This window comes from Sphingomonas phoenicis (assembly GCF_047238005.1).
Taxonomy (GTDB): Bacteria; Pseudomonadota; Alphaproteobacteria; order Sphingomonadales; family Sphingomonadaceae; genus Sphingomonas.
The window spans coordinates 2,554,634-2,570,647 of the sequence record NZ_JBDFMC010000002.1; the positions used below are offsets into that span (position 1 = coordinate 2,554,634).

12 protein-coding genes are annotated in these 16,014 nt (G+C 68.3%); 4 read left to right on the forward strand and 8 right to left on the reverse strand.

Annotated elements, in window-relative coordinates:
• Positions 1-10: 10 nt before the first annotated feature.
• A complete protein-coding gene (locus ABC319_RS13365; protein ID WP_413070701.1) occupies positions 11-2,749 on the reverse strand; it encodes a glycoside hydrolase family 127 protein in 2,739 nt (912 codons plus the stop codon).
• Between the two features lie 328 nt (positions 2,750-3,077).
• Here ABC319_RS13365 and ABC319_RS13370 point away from each other — a divergent pair, with 328 nt between their 5' ends.
• Both ABC319_RS13370 and ABC319_RS13375 read left to right on the forward strand, forming a co-directional pair.
• Positions 3,078-4,070, forward strand: coding sequence for a 2-hydroxyacid dehydrogenase (locus tag ABC319_RS13370; RefSeq protein WP_413070702.1), 993 nt, complete (start codon positions 3,078-3,080; stop codon positions 4,068-4,070).
• A gap of 69 nt (positions 4,071-4,139) precedes the next feature.
• On the forward strand, positions 4,140-5,228 hold the full coding sequence (locus tag ABC319_RS13375) for a lactonase family protein (RefSeq protein WP_413070703.1): 1,089 nt from the start codon (positions 4,140-4,142) through the stop codon (positions 5,226-5,228).
• Positions 5,229-5,230: 2 nt separating this feature from the next.
• Here the strand turns inward: ABC319_RS13375 and ABC319_RS13380 are convergent, their stop codons facing one another.
• Positions 5,231-6,349 carry a fumarylacetoacetate hydrolase family protein gene (locus ABC319_RS13380; RefSeq protein ID WP_413070704.1) on the reverse strand — a complete coding sequence of 373 codons (1,119 nt, stop codon included), beginning with the start codon at positions 6,347-6,349 and terminating at the stop codon, positions 5,231-5,233.
• A 220-nt stretch (positions 6,350-6,569) separates the two neighbouring features.
• On the opposite strand from ABC319_RS13380, the gene ABC319_RS13385 reads away from it, so the two are divergent.
• Entirely contained in the window at positions 6,570-7,322 is a 753-nt protein-coding gene (locus ABC319_RS13385; protein WP_413070705.1) for a GntR family transcriptional regulator, read from the forward strand.
• A 3-nt stretch (positions 7,323-7,325) separates the two neighbouring features.
• Here the strand turns inward: ABC319_RS13385 and ABC319_RS13390 are convergent, their stop codons facing one another.
• Positions 7,326-8,645, reverse strand: a complete 1,320-nt coding sequence (locus ABC319_RS13390) for an MFS transporter (RefSeq protein ID WP_413070706.1) — start codon at positions 8,643-8,645, stop codon at positions 7,326-7,328.
• Complete coding sequence (locus ABC319_RS13395) at positions 8,642-9,979, reverse strand: amidohydrolase family protein (RefSeq protein WP_413070707.1); 1,338 nt, start codon at positions 9,977-9,979, stop codon at positions 8,642-8,644. Before ABC319_RS13395 ends, ABC319_RS13390 begins: the two co-directional genes overlap by 4 nt.
• A 169-nt stretch (positions 9,980-10,148) precedes the next feature.
• Here ABC319_RS13395 and ABC319_RS13400 point away from each other — a divergent pair, with 169 nt between their 5' ends.
• Complete coding sequence (locus ABC319_RS13400; protein ID WP_413070708.1) at positions 10,149-12,329, forward strand: outer membrane protein assembly factor BamB family protein; 2,181 nt, start codon at positions 10,149-10,151, stop codon at positions 12,327-12,329.
• On the opposite strand, the gene ABC319_RS13405 is transcribed toward ABC319_RS13400, so the two are convergent.
• The 4 genes from ABC319_RS13405 to ABC319_RS13420 form a co-directional block, all read right to left on the reverse strand.
• Positions 12,311-13,474 carry an L-lactate dehydrogenase gene (locus ABC319_RS13405; RefSeq protein WP_413070709.1) on the reverse strand — a complete coding sequence of 388 codons (1,164 nt, stop codon included), beginning with the start codon at positions 13,472-13,474 and terminating at the stop codon, positions 12,311-12,313. The two genes, ABC319_RS13400 and ABC319_RS13405, sit on opposite strands and share 19 nt — an antisense overlap.
• Before the next feature lie 10 nt (positions 13,475-13,484).
• Positions 13,485-14,261, reverse strand: coding sequence for an enoyl-CoA hydratase (locus ABC319_RS13410; protein WP_413070710.1), 777 nt, complete (start codon positions 14,259-14,261; stop codon positions 13,485-13,487).
• Positions 14,258-15,442 carry a CaiB/BaiF CoA transferase family protein gene (locus ABC319_RS13415; protein WP_413070711.1) on the reverse strand — a complete coding sequence of 395 codons (1,185 nt, stop codon included), beginning with the start codon at positions 15,440-15,442 and terminating at the stop codon, positions 14,258-14,260. The genes ABC319_RS13410 and ABC319_RS13415 overlap by 4 nt, the downstream gene beginning before the upstream one ends.
• A gap of 128 nt (positions 15,443-15,570) precedes the next feature.
• Positions 15,571-16,014: a c-type cytochrome gene (locus tag ABC319_RS13420; RefSeq protein ID WP_413070712.1), complete on the reverse strand. Its 444-nt coding sequence runs from the start codon at positions 16,012-16,014 to the stop codon at positions 15,571-15,573.

Sequence of the window (16,014 nt, forward strand, 5' to 3'; positions counted from 1 at the left end):
CGGTGCGCGATCAGGTCGCGGCGATCCAGACGGTCGTGCGGATGCCGGGCCCATAGTCCCGGAAAGCCGGCGCCGCATCCTCCGATGCCGCAACCTGAGACGCGCCGGGTGCATATTCGACGCCGGTGGTCTGGCCCGGGAACTCCTTGATCGTGCCGCCGTCGCGGTTCGCGCGGGCGAAGTTGGGAACGGCCAGCATCGGCGTGCCGTCGGCCCAGGTTCCGCGGATGACCATCACGCCGCCCAGCAGGTCGGCCCGCCACTCGGGGGTCAGCGGATCGCGCGACAGAGACCCGTCGAGGCGCGGCTGATCGACCCGCTCGACATTGTAGACCAGCGGTCCGTAGCGCAAGGCGACCTTGCCGCGGGTCGCCTCGATCCGCTCGTCCCCGGTCACGCGCTGCACCGCCATCGGCAGCTCGACCTCGATCCGGTCGCCGCGGCGCCATTCGCGGGTGATGACGGCATAGCCGTTCTCGATCACCGGCGTCACCGACGTGCCGTTGACCTTCAGGCCTCGCAGTCCCTGAACGGCGGGCGTGGCGGTATAGAGCGCGCTGGTCTTGCGGTCCGGCACCCGGACGCGGACGGAGAAGCGGCGCGGCTCGGCCGGGTTGACCGTGATCGCGACGGCGCCCTGCCACGGATAGTTCGTCTCCTGCACCATCTGGAGCCGGGTGCCCGCGACATCGCCGACATCGATGCGGCTGCCGACGAACAGATTGACGTACACGCCGCCCGAATCCTTCACATAGGTCCAGGTCGGCATCATCAGCAGGGTGCGCGGGATGTTGCCGACGCAGCATGGGCAGGTGTGCCACTTGGCCCGCTCGGTATTCTCCAGCGGGTTGGTGTAGCAGAAGCTCTTGCCGGCCAGGTCGGTCGCGCCCAGCAGCGCGTTGTACATCGTCTCCTCGTACAGGTCGGCGTACTTCGCGTCGTGATAGGACAGGTTCAGCTTGTACTGGAAGAAGATCAGCCCGCAGCTGGAACAGGACTCGCAATAGGCGTCGTTCCGCAAGGCGTAGTTGCCGCCGAACCCCTCCGACGTGTCGCCACTGCCGACGCCGCCGGTGACGTAGTATTTGCGGTTCACCATATTGTCCCAGAGCGACATCGTCGCGCTCTGGTAATCGCGATCGCCGGTCTCGGCGGCGATGTCGGCCATGCCCGAATAGAAGTAGACGGCGCGTACCGCATGGCCGACCGCCTCGTACTGCTGTTCGGGCGGCAGGTGGCTCTGGTCGTACTCCGACCCGCCTTCACGCGAATCGAGCAGGAAGCGGGCCAGCCGGATATAGGCATCGCCGCGGCCCTTGCCCTCCATGTCGTTGACGAAACGGCCGAAGCGCACCAGCGCCTGCTCCATCTCCTGATGGCCGTCGAACCATGGCTTCTTGCCCGGTCCGATGTTCGCCACCCAGCAATCGGCCAGCTTCTTGGCGGCATCGTAGAGGCGGAGATCGGTGCCGCCGGTCAGCGTATGATGGTTGATCGCCGATTCGATGAAATAGCCTGCGACATAGCCTTCGTGATCGGCGCGGTGATCGGGCGACCAGCGTTCCGGCCACTCGCGGCGATCGGCCAGCGTATAGGCGGTGTGGAGATAGCCGTCGGGCTCCTGCGCGGCGAGGATGATCGGGATCCAGCGCTCCAGCGTGGCGCGCATGCCGGCCTGCGCCGCCGTAATCTCCGCATCGCCCTGCGGATCGACCATCAGTGCGATGCACATCGATTCGACCGTCTGGTGAACCCAGGCGTTGGAGAAGACATAGCCCTTGTGACGGTCGTGGCGCTCGCCACGGATCGCCTTGGCCGCCTCGACGAAATTGTCGATGCCGCCCTGGCCGGTCTTCAGGTCGGTGCGCTCACAATAGGCGACGCAATGCGGTATCCAGTTGACGATCAGCGACTTGGCACGCTCGTTCCACAGCGGGCTGTCGATCGCGTAAGGGGTGGTGTAGACCACCTCCAGCCGTTTGGCCGGCGGCGGCGCGACGACGCGCAGGCCGACGGTGGAGACGGCATCCCGCTCTCCCGCATTCGCCGACAACCGCAGCACATACTCGCCCGGCTTGCTGGCGGTGGCACGGGTGGTCGACGCGGCGGCATCGGCGAAGATCACCTCGCCCGGGCCGCTGACCTTGGTCCAGCGCAGCCCATCGCCCGGCTGGCGCTGGAGCCAGTCGGCCTTTCCGGCGAGATAGGTCTGGCCACCCACCACCATCGCGCGGTCGACGCCGGCCGCGACGACCGGTGCGAAGGCGGGCACGGCGCCGGCGCTCCACACCTTCCACTGGAGGATGCCGACCGATTTCCTGCCGTCGCCCTGCATCTCCAGCTTGAGGCGCGTCGTCGTGACCGGATCGAAGCTGGTGCGGTTGAACCGGTCGGTCGCGACGCCGTTGCCGCGCGCATTGCGCACCGGCACGAAGGCCTGTCCGTTCCAGTAGAGCAGCCGTGCGGACCGCGGCGCCGCGATGCCCTGTCCGTCCTGCCACCAGTATACGTCGATGCCGTCAGTGGTGACCGGCCGATCCCACTCATAGGTCACCCACTGGCCATCGGTGCGCGGCCAAGTGCCATAGGCGCCGCCCTCCGCCGCGGCCGAACTGGCCGGCTCCGCGCCGCTGTTCAGCGCGCCGAAGCTGGTGTCGCCGGACACGTAGAGGCCGCCGGCCTTCGCGACCTTGGCCAGGTTGACCGGTTGGCCGGGGGCGGCTGCAATGGCGAGGGCGCTGTCCGTCATCGAAACAGCGACTGCCCCGATCGCTGCCGTCAGGACGTGGCGACGATGGAGGCCGCCGCAAGGCAGTGCGACGTCGTGGTTCGAAAATCGATCATCGGATTGCACGCATCATCTCCGTCATACCAGCGACTTGCCGCCTCGGGTCGGGCCGGCAGGTCAGCGCCCCGCGGCTTCGAATCCAAGGATCGTATACCAAACTCATTTGTCTGACTAGATATGATCCGCAACGTTTCCGGCAGCGGGCAGGCGTCAGCCACGCCGATCGGGCAGGCGCGGTCAATCAGTTTCGGTTTTCGCCAAGCGTGTAAAACGCGCTAGGGACAGGCGGATGGAGCGACCCGAGATACTGATGCCGGCACCCATGCCAGCCGGGGTGATCGATGCGCTGGACGCGCGTTTCGTGCTGCATCGATTGTGGGAGAAAGCCGATCCAAACGCGTTTCTGGCATCGGCGGGAGCACGCGTGCGGGGAATGGCGGTAAGTTCGCTTGCCGGCCGGATCGATGCCGCGATGTTCGATCGCCTGCCCTCGCTGGAGATCGTCGCCAATTTCGGCGTGGGTTACGACAAGGTCGATGCGGTAGGCGCGGCGGCTCGCGGCATCGTCGTCACCAATACGCCGGGCGTGCTGGACGAGGAGGTGGCAGACCTGGCGCTGGGGCTGTTGCTGGCAACGATCCGATGCATACCCCAGGCCGAGCGGCATGCGCGCGAGGGCCGCTGGCCAGCGGGATCTTTCCCGCTGTCGCCGACGCTGCGCGGACGGACGGTGGGCATTCTGGGGCTGGGTGCGATCGGCAAGGCGATCGCAAGGCGACTGGAGGGTTTCGACGTACCGATCGCCTATCATGGGCGATCGCGGCAGGCGCAAATCCGCTACGACTATCATGCCAGTCCGGTAGCGTTGGCGGCGGCGTGCGACGTCCTGATCGTCGTCGTGCCGGGTGGCGCGGCGACCAGACATCTGGTCGATGCCGAAGTGCTCGACGCGCTGGGGCCGCAAGGCGTGCTGATCAACGTCGCGCGCGGCAGCGTGGTGGATGAGTCCGCACTCGTCACGGCGTTGCAGTCCGGCACGATCTGGGGAGCAGGGCTCGACGTGTTCGAGAACGAGCCCAATATTCCCGAGGTGCTGCTGGCGATGCCGAGCGTGGTGACGTTGCCCCATATCGGGTCGGCCTCCGTCGATACCCGGGCGGCGATGGGCCAGCTGGTCGTCGACAACCTGATCGGCTGGTTCGACGGGCGGGGGGCGATATCACCGGTCGGCGATTTTCCTGCTTCGCCAAGCGGCTCCTCCGGCCAATCCCTGCCAGGTTGAGACCTTGAGCCGTTTGACGCGGCGGCGATCCGCGGGTTCAATGGGCGGATGCCCGATGATCTTTACGTTATGCCGTCCCGTCGGCAAGTCCTCTGGAGCGGCCTCGCGCTGACGGCGATACCCGTCGCGGCCCGGGGGGCGGCGTCCCCGTCCCTCTTCGCCGGCACCTACGCACGAAACGACGGGCCGGGACTCGTGCCCTTACTCGCGGACAAAGGGACATGGTCGGCGGGGGTCGCGATGCCCGCCATCGCCAATGCCTCGTTCGGCGTGACGATGCCGCGTCGAGGGTTGCGCTACCTCCTCGACGAGCAGCAGCAGGGCCGTGTCGGGGTCTATGATCGTGCGTTCAGGCGTGTCGCGAACGAGTCGACGCTGGGTGCCGATCCCTGCCACGCCGCGCTCGATCCACGCCAGTCGATGCTGGCGGTGGCGAACTACTCCAGCGGCGACGTCGCGCTCTGGCGGCTCGACGCCGCGACGGGTCTACCGACGGGCGAGGCCCAACTGATCCGTCACGAGGGCAGCGGCCCGGACCGGGGTCGACAGGCGGGGCCGCATGCCCACTGGGTGGGGTTCGCCGGAATCGGCGACATCCTGCACTCGGTCGATCTGGGGGCCGACGCGATCTTCGCGCATCGCATCGATCGACGGGCGGGGAAGGTCGCGGGGACCACCATCGCGTACCGTGCGGAGGCGGGTTCGGGGCCGCGCCACCTCGCCCGCCATCCACGCCTGCCGGTCGCCTATCTGGTGGCGGAACTGGCGAACACGGTGACGACGCTGCAGGCGAAGGCCGATGGCAGTTTCGCGGCGCGCGCGGTCGTCTCCAGCTTGCCGGCCGGCGTATCGACGGCATCCGCCGTGGCGCATATCGCGATCAACGGTGCGGGCACGCGACTTTACGTGTCCAACCGGGGGCACAACAGCATCGCCGTGTTCGCGATCGGCACAGACGGTGCGCTGACGCTCCTCCAGCACGCCGCCTGCGGCGGAAACTGGCCACGCTTCTTCCTGCTGCTGGAGGACCGGGGCGAGATGCTGGTCGCCAACGAGCGCTCCGGCACGCTCGTCACCTTGCGGATCGAACGGGACGGACGATTGAGTTCGACCGCGGGCAGCCTCCGCATTCCCAATGTCGTGTTCCTGGCGCCCTGACGCTATCCCGCCGCGAGCAGCCCGCGGCGCGCGAGGTTGCGCATCAGGTCGCCGATGCCGAAGGACCAGGCGGGCGCATCGCGCGAGGTGGTGACGGTGTTGACCAGCGTGCCGAGCCGGGCGCTGGCGATGGTGACGACATCGCCGGGCTTGTGGGTGAAGCCGCGCCCGGGCTCGTCGCGGTCCTGGGTCGGGGCGAACAGCGTTCCGCAGAACAGCACCAGCCCGTCGGGATAGTGATGCTCGCTCAGCGCCTGGCGCAGCAGTTCCTCGGGATCGCGGCTGATCTCGCGCATCGTGCTGGCGCCCTCCAGCACGTACCCGTCCTCGCCCTCGATCGTCAGCGCGATGTCGGCGCTGCGCACGTCCTCGATGCCGAACCCCGCATCAAACAGCCGCACGAACGGCCCCAGCGAACAGGACGCGTTGTTGTCCTTCGCCTTGCCCAGCAGCAGTGCCGAGCGCCCCTCGAAATCGCGCAGGTTCACGTCGTTGCCCAGCGTCGCGCCGACGATCGCGCCGCCCGCATCGGCGACCAGCACCACCTCGGGCTCGGGATTGTTCCAGGTGGAGTCCGACCGGATGCCGACCGCGGCGTTCCAGCCCACCGTCGAGAGCACCGGCGACTTGGTGAAGATCTCCGCATCCGGCCCGATCGCCACCTCCAGATACTGCGACCACATGCCGCTCGCGATCAGCGCCTCCTTCAGCGCCGCCGCCTCGGCGGTTCCCGGCACCACCGAGCGGATGCCGCCGCCCAGCGCCGCCTCCAGCCGCGCGCGCACCGCGCCGGCACGGCCATGGTCGCCGCGCGCCTGCTCCTCGATCACCCGTTCCAGCGCCGATACCGCAAAGGTCACTCCCGCCGCCTTCACGCATTGCAGGTCGATCGGGCTCAGCAGCGTCGCCGGATCCAGCGCCTCCAGCGGTCCTGCCGCCTCGCCGCCGTCGAACGTCCCGCCCGCGATCAGGTCCGCCACCGTCGGCGCCACCCGGCTCATGTCGTGCACGATCCCGCCGCGCACCACCACCGGCGTCGGCCCCTCGCCACGATCCACCCTGCCCACGAACAATCCGTCGCGCCAGTCCGCCGGCATCGATCCCGTCACGCTGCGTGTCATGGGTCAGCGCACCCGTGCCAGGAACAGCGGCGCTTCCACCAGTCTGGTGCCGATGAAGAAGGGGTGGCCGATCGACATGGTATGATGCTCCTTTTCGCACGACTGTGCACAAACATATCAAATTGTATACTAGAAATGGTTCGGAGCGCGGTTCGTCCTCGGGGAGGGAGCCCGGAGCGGGTAGATTGCCGTGGTCGCCGAGTGAGAGTAGGCTCCGCCGATGCAGCGGAAGATTGCCGAGACATCGAGGGGAACCGAGGAGCGTCCGCCCGCACGCAAGGGGGATCGACACCAGGAAGCCGTCACGCTGCTGCGACGCATGATCCTGGCCGGCGAACTCGCGCCCGGAGAGCCACTGCGCGAAGTGGCGCTGAGCGAGCAATTCGGCACGTCGCGAACGCCAGTCCGTGAGGCATTGCGCACCCTGGCGGCGGAAGGCCTGGTGACGCTGCTGCCGAACCGCACCGTGCAGGTCAGCCAGCTGGACGAGCAGGCGGCGTCGGAGGTCTTCACGGTTCTGGGCGCGCTGGAGTCGCTTGCGGCGCGCCTGGCGTGCGAGCGAATGCAGCCGGAGGATCTGGAGGTCCTGTCCGAGCTGCAGGAGGATATGGCCCGGTATTTCGCCAGCCGCGACCGGCCACGCTACCTCGAGGCCAATCGGCTGATCCACGAACTGATCGTCGAATCCTCGGGCAACGCGTCGCTGATCCTGGCGTGGCGGCTGCTGCTGCCGCGGGCGGAGCGCGCGCGGCACGTCAGCACGCTGGACCATGATCGCTGGGCTGCGGCGTTCGAAGAGCACAAGCTGATCGAGCAGGCCTTCCGCGAACGCGACGTGCCGGCGATCGCCGAGCTGATGCAGTCGCATTTCGACAACGGCGCCGACAGCATCAAGAACGCGCACCGCCGCGCCCGGCGCGAGGAACGGTCGCGCGCGTATCAGACCGCGGCGGCGTCCACCGCGCGCAAATAGGCCTCAGTCGGCGCGGGCGGTATCCGGCAGGTAGATCGGCCGGGATGCGTCGATGCGCAGGAACAGCAGTCCGCCGATCGCCGACAGCGCCGCGAGCACGTACATGGCCGCGTTCCAGCCGCTCCAGTGCAGGATGTAGCCGGTGATGACCGCGGCGAGCGCGCCGCCGATATTCCCGAAGGTGTTCATCACCGCCGACACCGAGCCCGCGAAGATGCCGCCCACGTCGAGCGTGAGCGCCCAGGAAACGCCGACCGTCAGTTCCAGCCCGAACACCGCCAGCGCGAACCAGGCGACGCTGGCGAGCGGCGACGCGCTGAGCACGCCGGCCGGGATGGCGATCGCCGCCAGCAGGAAGCCGACCACCGCGACGACGCGACGGGCGAGCGTGACATGGCCCCAGCGGTGGAGCAGCCTGTCCGACACCCATCCACCGGTGATGTCGCCGACGACGCCGGCCATCAGCGGCAGGCTGGCGAACAGGCCCATCTGCGCCAGATCGAAATCGCGGACCTCGTTCAGATACTTGGGAAACCACGTCAGGAAGATGTTGATCGAATAGGCGTAGCAGAAATACATTGCCGAGATCAGCCACAGCTGCGGCTGGGCAAGGATGAAGCGCCACGGCACCTTGGCGGTCACGGCACCACCGGCCGTACCCTGCGGCGCCAGCGCGTCGGCGATCAGCTGCCGCTCCGCCGCATTGGTCGATCCGTGCTGCTGCGGACTGTCGCGGTAGTACCAGAACCACACCGCTCCCCAGATCAGCCCCAGCACGGCGAAGATCAGGAACGGCGCACGCCAGCCGAAATGGAGCATCAGCCAGACGACCAGCACCGGCGTCAGTGCCGCGCCGAGGCGGGCGCCGGCATGGGTAAGTCCCTGTGCGAAACCGCGTTCGGACGGCAGCATCCAGCGGCTGAGCGAGCGGGTCGCGTTGGGGAAGGCTCCGGCTTCTCCGCAGCCGAACAGGAAGCGGCAGACGATCAGCGAGGACGCGTTCCAGGTAGCGGTGGTCAGTGCGGTGAAGGTCGACCACCAGATGACGATACCGGTCAGTACGCGGCGCGGGCCGAAGCGGTCGCCCAGCCAGCCGCCGGGTATCTGGAAGATGGCATAGCCGATCTGGAAGATGCCCAGCACCCAGCCCCAGGTACGGTTGGACAGCCCGTATTCCGCCTGGATCATCGGCCCGGTGACCGAGATGACCACCCGGTCCATATAGGTGATCATATAGGCGAGCACGGTCAGCCACAGCACGACATGGCGTACCCGCGTCGGCCGCATCCCAGCCGGGGCCGCGGCGACCGTCATGTCGCTCATTTGACCGACGGTACCTTGCTGCCGCCGATATAGACCGCGGCGATCTTGCGGCTGTTGAGGATGTCGCGGGTGGGATCGGCGTTCAGCACGACGAAGTCGGCGAGCCGGCCGGGGGCGATCAGGCCGCGATCGTTGGTGCCCAGCCATTCGGCCGAGCGGGCCGTGGCGGCGTGGATCGCCTGCGCGGGCGTGAAGCCGGATTTCACCAGCTGTTCCAGCTCCCAATGTTCCGAATAGCCGGGCAGGCGCCCCGGCGGGCCGGCATCGGTGCCGAAGCCGTACTTCACGCCGCCCTTGGCCAGGAGCATGATGTTGTCGCGCGCCTGCTCGTCGATGCGGGGCAGGGCGGGATAGATGCGGCTGGTGGCGATGGTCTTCTCGCGCTCCGGACTTTCCAGTCCGGCGATCGTCGCGGGATCGGCGGCCTGACGGAAGAAGGTATCGCGGGTGCGCGGGTTATCGGCACCGAACGCGTACACCGCTGCCTCGCGGCTCAGCGTGGCGGCGCCTTGCCACACGCCTCGCGCCTTCATCGCGGCGATCAGCTCGGCATCGACCGGCTTGTCGCGGACGCTGTGCATGAAGCCGTCGATACCCTGCGCGACCAGCGTCTTGGCATCGGCGAGATAGAAGACATGGGCGAGCACGCGCTTGCCGTTGCGGTGGCCGGCGTCGATGATCGCCTTGCTGATGGCGTAGGGCATCTTGGGCATCGCGCCCAATTCGTCGTCCATCCACAGCTTGATGTAATCGACGCCCTTCCTTGCCTGGGCATCGACCTCCGCCGCCGCCTCCTCCGGGGTGGCGACCGGATGATTGATACCGGGCACGCCGCCATAGCCGCCCTTGAAGACCAGGCCCTGCCCGGCGGTCAGCAGGCGGGCCATGTTCTGCGGACCGGTGCGGCCGGCATCGCGGATGGCGATGATGCTGTCCTTGTCCGTGCCCATCGACTGGACGGTGGTGACCCCGAAGGCGGCATAGGTGCGCAGATCGTGGCGCACGCTGTCGGGCGTGAAATATTCGGCCTTCTGTACCAGATCGCGAACTGTGCCGATGTGGATGTGCAGATCGACGATGCCGGGCATCACGAACTTGCGCGACAGATCCACACGGGTCGCACCGGGCGTACGCGGCGCCTGACGGGCCGGGCCGACCCATTTGATCACCGCATCGTCGACGACCATGGCCTGATCGGCCTTGGTCGCTCCACCGCTACCGTCGATCAGCGTGAAGCCGTGATAGACGACGGGTGCCGCCTGCGCGCCGCCGGCGGCCAGCGCCGTCACCCCCGCCAGCATTCCCCATCCAAGCCGCTTCAGCCGCGCCTTCATCCTCGTCCTCCCTGTCCCGGTCAGCCGACCCGCCGGATCGTGCCGAGCGTGGGTCCTGGCCGATCCGATGTCCGCCGTTGACCGCTGTACCACTATGCATGCAACTAGATGATAATGTATGCAACGTGAAAAAGTGCGGCAACGACCGACGGCGATCAGGAGAGTATGCGTGCGGCGGACGGGATGGAAGACGGCGATTCTGGCTCTGGCGACGGCCAGTGCCGCGACGGCGACCATCGCGCGGGTGGGCGACTGGACCGGGTTCGGCGGCGACGAGGCCGGCACGCGCTACACCAGCCTGGGCGAGATCACCCCCGGCAACGTCGCACGGCTGATCCCGGTGTGGACACTGGAGATGAAACCGGCCGGCAGCACCAGCAGCCGCTTGCTGGTGAGCAGCATGACCCCGCTGGCGATCGGCGGGAACCTGTACCTGGCGACCCCTTATGGCCGGGTCGTCGCGCTGGACGGGGCGACCGGTGCGGTGCGATGGACCTTCGCCCTGCCGGCGGACGACGGCATCGCGGGGCGGGGGATGGGATACTGGCCGGGCACGGGATCGTCGCCGCCGCGCCTGTTCTTCGGCACCCGGTCGGGGCAACTGCTCGCGCTCGACCTGGCAACGGGAAAGCCGCCGGCGGACTTCGTACCGATCCAGCTGCGCACCGCCGAGATCATGAACGGGACCAATGGTGGCGGCTTTCCGGCCGGCTATACCTATCAGATCAACAGTGCGCCGGCGATCGCGGGGAACGTCGTCATCACGGGCGCGCGCTTGCAGGAATCGCCGGTGCAGGGGCCGGCAGGCGACGTGCGCGGCTGGGATGCGCGCACGGGCAAGCTGTTGTGGACGTTCCATTCGGTGCCGCGCCCCGGCGAGCGCTTCCATGAAACGTGGCAGGGCTACAGCGGAGCGAAGCGATCGGGCGTAAATGCCTGGAGCAGCATGTCGGTCGACGAGAAGCGCGGAATCGTGTTCGTGCCGTTCGGCGCGCCGGCGTACGACCGGATCGGCATCGACCGGGCGGGGGCCAATCTGTTCGCCAATTCACTGGTGGCCCTGGATGCGCGGACGGGGCGGTACCTGTGGCACTTCCAGACGGTGCATCACGACATCTGGGATCTGGACATGCCCGTCCAGCCGACCCTGATGGAGGTGCGGCGGGGCGGGCGGACGATCCCGGCCGTCGCGGCGATGAACAAGACCGGGTACCTCTTCGTGCTGGACCGGGTGACCGGCAAGCCGCTGTTCCCGGTGCGCGAGATGCCGATGCCGGCCAGCAGCCTGGAGGGCGAGCAGGCCTGGCCGACGCAGCCGATCCCCGCCGCGCCACCGCCCATCGTGCGCCAGTCGATGACAGCCGCCGACATCGCGACGCTGACGCCGGAGCTGGCCGATCATTGCCGCGCGCGCGTGGCGCAGCAGGGCATCGGCTTCGCCGCCGCGTGGGAGCCGCTTCGCACCGACCGGCCCATGGTGCGTTTTCCCGGCAGCGGCGGCGGCCCGAACTGGGGTGGTGGTGCCTATGACGGGCGCCGTGGCCTCTACATCATCAACACCAGCGAACTTCCCTCGGTCGAGAAGATGGGGAAGGACGCAAAGGGCAACTGGTACAATGCCGGCCCGCAACCGTCCTGGTTCGGCATGGGTGGCACGCGGATGCCGTGCCAACGCCCGCCCTGGGGCAACCTGACCGCCATCGACGTGTCGAACGGCCGGATCGCGTGGCAGGTGCCGCTGGGCATAACTGACAGCCTGCCGACCGCGATGCAGAAGACCGGGCGGCCCAATGTCGGCGGGCCACTGGCGACGGCGAGCGGGCTGGTGTTCATCGGCGCCACCGACGACGCCCGCTTCCGCGCGTTCGATAGCGCCACCGGTCGCGAGTTGTGGACGTTCCGGATGGGTGCGTCGGCCCATGCCACGCCGATCAGCTATCGCGGACGCGACGGGCGGCAATATGTCGCGGTGGTGTCGGCGGGCGGATCGTATCTGGGCAGTCCCGGCACCGCGAGCCGGCTGGTGGTATTCGCCCTGCCGCGGCCGGGCGAGAGGCCGGCCGCGAACGCATCGGTCGCGCAGGCGGTCCCCGTCGCGGCGCAGGCGATCGCCGCCTCCGCTCCGCCGCGCGGCGATCCGACGTCCTTCGCACCGGGGCCGGAGAAGGCGTTCGCCGACAAGGCTTGTACCGCCTGCCACGTCGCGGCGCAGGTGACCAACCAGCGCAAGTCGCGCGCCGACTGGGCAGCAACGGTGGAGAAGATGGTCGGGTTCGGCGCGCAGATTCCCGACGCGCAGTTCGATCCGCTGGTGAACTACCTTGCCGCCAACTACCCGCCGGAGGGTTGAAGGTCGGCGACCAGCGCGTCGCGCGTCACGGCACGGACGTCGCGCTGGCCGGCGAGGGCCATGGCGACGGCGAGTTCGTGGCGCATCAGCGACAACATGGTCGTCACGCCCGCCCCGCCCTGTGCGGCGAGGGCGAAAGCCCATGCCCGGCCCAGCAGCACGCCGCGCGCACCCATCGCGAGCGCGCGGAGGATGTCCACGCCCGACCGGATGCCCCCGTCCATCAGCACGTCGGCCCGTCCATCAACCGCATCGACGACGGCCGGGAGCGCCGCGATCGCGGATGGCGCGCCGTCCAGCTGCCGGCCGCCATGGTTCGACACGATGATCGTCTCTGCGCCTGCCGCCACCGCGTCGCGCGCGTCGTCGGGATCAAGGATACCCTTGATCGCCAGGCGCCCGTGCCAATGCTGCCGCAACCAGTCGAGATCGGACCATGTCACGGTAGGGTCGAAGTTGCGGCCGACCCAGGCAGTGAACTGCGCCAGGCCGGCTCCGTCGGGCATCCGCGCCGCGAAGTTGCCCAGCGTGTGCGGACGCCCGCGCACGCCGACGTCCCAGGCCCAGCCGGGATGGCGGGCGATCTCGTACGAGCGGCGCAGCCGGGCGGCGAGGCCCTGATCGCCGGTCAGGCTGGAGCGCACGTCACGGCGGCGCGGCGAGTGGATGATGAGGTCGACGGTCAGGATGAGCGTCTCGACGCCCAGTGCGGCTGTCCGCGCCAGCAGGTCCTCCATGAACCCGCGATCCTTGATCATATAGAGCTGGAGGATGACGGGCTTCGTCACGCCTGCAGCAACCTCCTCGATCGCACAGCATGCCGAGGACGACAGGATGAAGGGCACCTCCGCTGCCTCCGCAGCGCGGGCGGCCTGCACCTCGCCACGGCGTGCGTACAGCCCGGCAAGGCCGATCGGCGCCAGCGCCACCGGAAAGCTGGCGGGCTGTCCGAACAGGGTGGTACCGAGCCGGACGTCGCCGACGTCACGCATCACCCGCTGGCGCAACTTCAGACGCTGCAGATCCGCCTCGTTCGCGCGTAGCGTTTCCTCGGCGAAGGAACCGCCGTCGATATAGTCGAACAGGAAACGCGGCAGCCGGCGGCGTGCCAGTTCGCGGAAGTCCTCGATGCCGGCCGGTGTCACGGTCGTATGCTCATCGGCCTGTCCATACCGGCTTCTCCTTGGCCAGGAAGCTGCGGACACCCTCAGCAAAATCGGCACTGCCGTAGATGGTGGCGATCAGGTCGTCGATATCGGGTTGGTTGGCGACGCTCAGGCGGTGGATCGCCTGCTTGCTGACCGCCATGGTCAGCGGCGCGTGGCCCAGCAGGCGTTCGACAAGGGCGTCGACTGCGGCGTCTACATCGCCGGGTGCGACGACGTCGTTCAGCAGTCCGAGCGACTTCATCTCGTCCGCACCGATGATCTCGGCACCCAGCAGCAGCCGCTTGGCGACGGCGATCCCGGCATGCTGAACCAGGCGCGCATAGCCGCGCGCGGACAGGCAGTTGCCGATGGTGCGGGCCAGCGGCGATCCGAAGCGGGCACCGGTCGCGGCGATGCGGAAATCGCTGGCGAACGACAGGGCCAGTCCGCCGCCTACCGCCCAGCCGTCGACGATCGCGATGGTCGGCTGCGGCAATGCCTCGACGGCGCCGACATAGGAGTCCATTTCCGCTTCGTACGCGACGCCCTGTTCGCCGTCGGTGAAGGACTGGAAGCCGGCGATGTCGGTGCCGGCAACGAACGCCTTGCCGCCGACGCCGCGCAGCGTGACCACGCGGATGTCGCGATCGGCCGCGATGGCGGCGCACGCCTCACCCAGCCCGCGCCACATGTCCCAGGTCAGCGAATTATAGGCTTCCGGTCGGTCGAACACGATGCGTCCGATCGGCCCGGCCTTTTCGTAACGGGTGGTCCCCTGGCTCATGCCGCCTGCGGCTGCGCGATCAGCCCCTTGTCGGCGAGTTCGCGGCGGATCTCGGCGCCATGCTCGTCGAGCAGCGGCGGCGGGAAACGGACGGCCTGCGGCGTCGCCGACAGTTTGACGGGGAATCCCAGCGCCTTGAAGCTGCCTTCCACCGGATGCGCGATGTCCTGCACCATGGCACGCGCATGGGTGTGCTCGCTGGCGAGGGACTGCTCGTAGTTGAGGATCGGGCCGGACGGGACGCCAGCGGCCAACAGCGCCCCGACCCACTCATCGGCAGTGCGGGTGCGGAAGCTGGGACGCAGTTCGTCGATCAACTCGCGCGCGTGGGCGACCCGGACGCTGTTGTCGCGGAAGCGGGGAGCGTCGGCCAGATCCTGGCGCCCGATCACTTCGAGCAGTGCCAGCCACAGCTTCTGGTTGGCGGCGGCGAAAACGAACCAGCCATCAGATGCTTCGACCGCCTGGTAGGGCGCGGACATGCGGTTGGCGCTGCCCAGCGGCTGCGGGCTCTTGCCGGTGCCCCACAATTCCGCGGTCTCCCAGATCGACAGGCCCAAGGCCGCCTCGAACAGGGATGCGGTGATCAGTTGCCCCTCGCCGGTCTTCTCGCGACCGATGATCGCCGACAGGATGCCATAGGCGGCAAAGAGCGCGGCGCCGAGATCGCCGACGGGCGTCGTGTTCTTGACCGGCTCCTGATCGGGAATGCCGACCGCGCTCATCAGTCCTGACATCGCCTGCGCGATCAGGTCGTAGCCGGGGCGCAGAGCCCATGGGCCGCCGGGACCGAAGCCCGAGATGCTGGCATAGATCAGGCGCGGGTTGAGCGCGCGCAGCGTGTCGTACCCGATGCCGAGGCGATCGGCGACGCCCGGGCGGCCGTTCTCGACCACCACATCGGCGGTCTTGGCCAGCGCGTAGAAGGTTTCGCGGTCGGCCGGGGTCTTCAGGTCCAGCACGATCGACCGCTTGTTGCGGTTCAATGCCAGAAAGCCGGGGCTGTCATCGCCCTTCAGGCGAAAGCCCATCGACCGCCGCGAACTGTCGCCGACCTGTGGCGGTTCGACCTTGATGACGTCGGCACCCATGTCGCCCAGCAGCATGCAGCAGAATGGGCCCGCCATGACTTGCGACACGTCGAGGACGCGGATGCCCGCCAAAGGCTGGTTGTTCGTCATCCTCCCAATCCCCCACTCACGGCTTGTTCCGGCAGCATGTATTCAATCGATATAACTTGCATACAACATGAAAGCGTTGCCGCAAGCCGTCTTTCGGCCACATCGCGGCGCAGAAGCCATGTGGCCGCTCAGCCGGCCGGCTTGGCGTCGGTGACGGTGATCGTCGACTGGCCGGCTGCATCCGCCGGCAGATCGGCCTGTCCCGCCGGGAAACCGTTGCGCGCCAGGATCATCGCCTCGATCGCCGACACGGTCGCGCCGCCGAGCGAGCCCGGATTGTCCATCGGCATCGTCGTCTTGATCCGGGTGAAGAGTGCGCCCGCATCCTGCCCGTTCCAGTTGGCGAGGAACGCGCCGCCCGCCAGTGGGGGCGCCTGATCGCCACCCGCAAGCGAGTCGCCGTGGCACGAGGCGCAGTGCTGGGCATAGGCGGCGGTGCCACGATCCGCCTGGGCCTTGCTATAGACGCCGCTCCACACGGAGCGACCAGCCGCGCCCTGCGACAGCGCGATCGAGGGCAGGGCGACCGCGGTGGCGGCAGCGAGGGCGAGGGGAGCGATACGGGCGATCAT

Bases quoted from the DNA above. Each gene is read 5' to 3' on its own strand.
- ABC319_RS13390 (WP_413070706.1), bottom strand. From the start codon at position 8,645: ATGAGCGACATGACGGTCGCCGCGGCCCCGGCTGGGATGCGGCCGACG.
- ABC319_RS13370 (WP_413070702.1), top strand. From the start codon at position 3,078: ATGGAGCGACCCGAGATACTGATGCCGGCACCCATGCCAGCCGGGGTG.
- ABC319_RS13385 (WP_413070705.1), top strand. From the start codon at position 6,570: ATGCAGCGGAAGATTGCCGAGACATCGAGGGGAACCGAGGAGCGTCCG.
- ABC319_RS13380 (WP_413070704.1), bottom strand. From the start codon at position 6,349: ATGACACGCAGCGTGACGGGATCGATGCCGGCGGACTGGCGCGACGGA.
- ABC319_RS13415 (WP_413070711.1), bottom strand. From the start codon at position 15,442: ATGACGAACAACCAGCCTTTGGCGGGCATCCGCGTCCTCGACGTGTCG.
- ABC319_RS13375 (WP_413070703.1), top strand. From the start codon at position 4,140: ATGCCGTCCCGTCGGCAAGTCCTCTGGAGCGGCCTCGCGCTGACGGCG.
- ABC319_RS13410 (WP_413070710.1), bottom strand. From the start codon at position 14,261: ATGAGCCAGGGGACCACCCGTTACGAAAAGGCCGGGCCGATCGGACGC.
- ABC319_RS13395 (WP_413070707.1), bottom strand. From the start codon at position 9,979: ATGAAGGCGCGGCTGAAGCGGCTTGGATGGGGAATGCTGGCGGGGGTG.
- ABC319_RS13420 (WP_413070712.1), bottom strand. From the start codon at position 16,014: ATGATCGCCCGTATCGCTCCCCTCGCCCTCGCTGCCGCCACCGCGGTC.
- ABC319_RS13365 (WP_413070701.1), bottom strand. From the start codon at position 2,749: ATGACGGACAGCGCCCTCGCCATTGCAGCCGCCCCCGGCCAACCGGTC.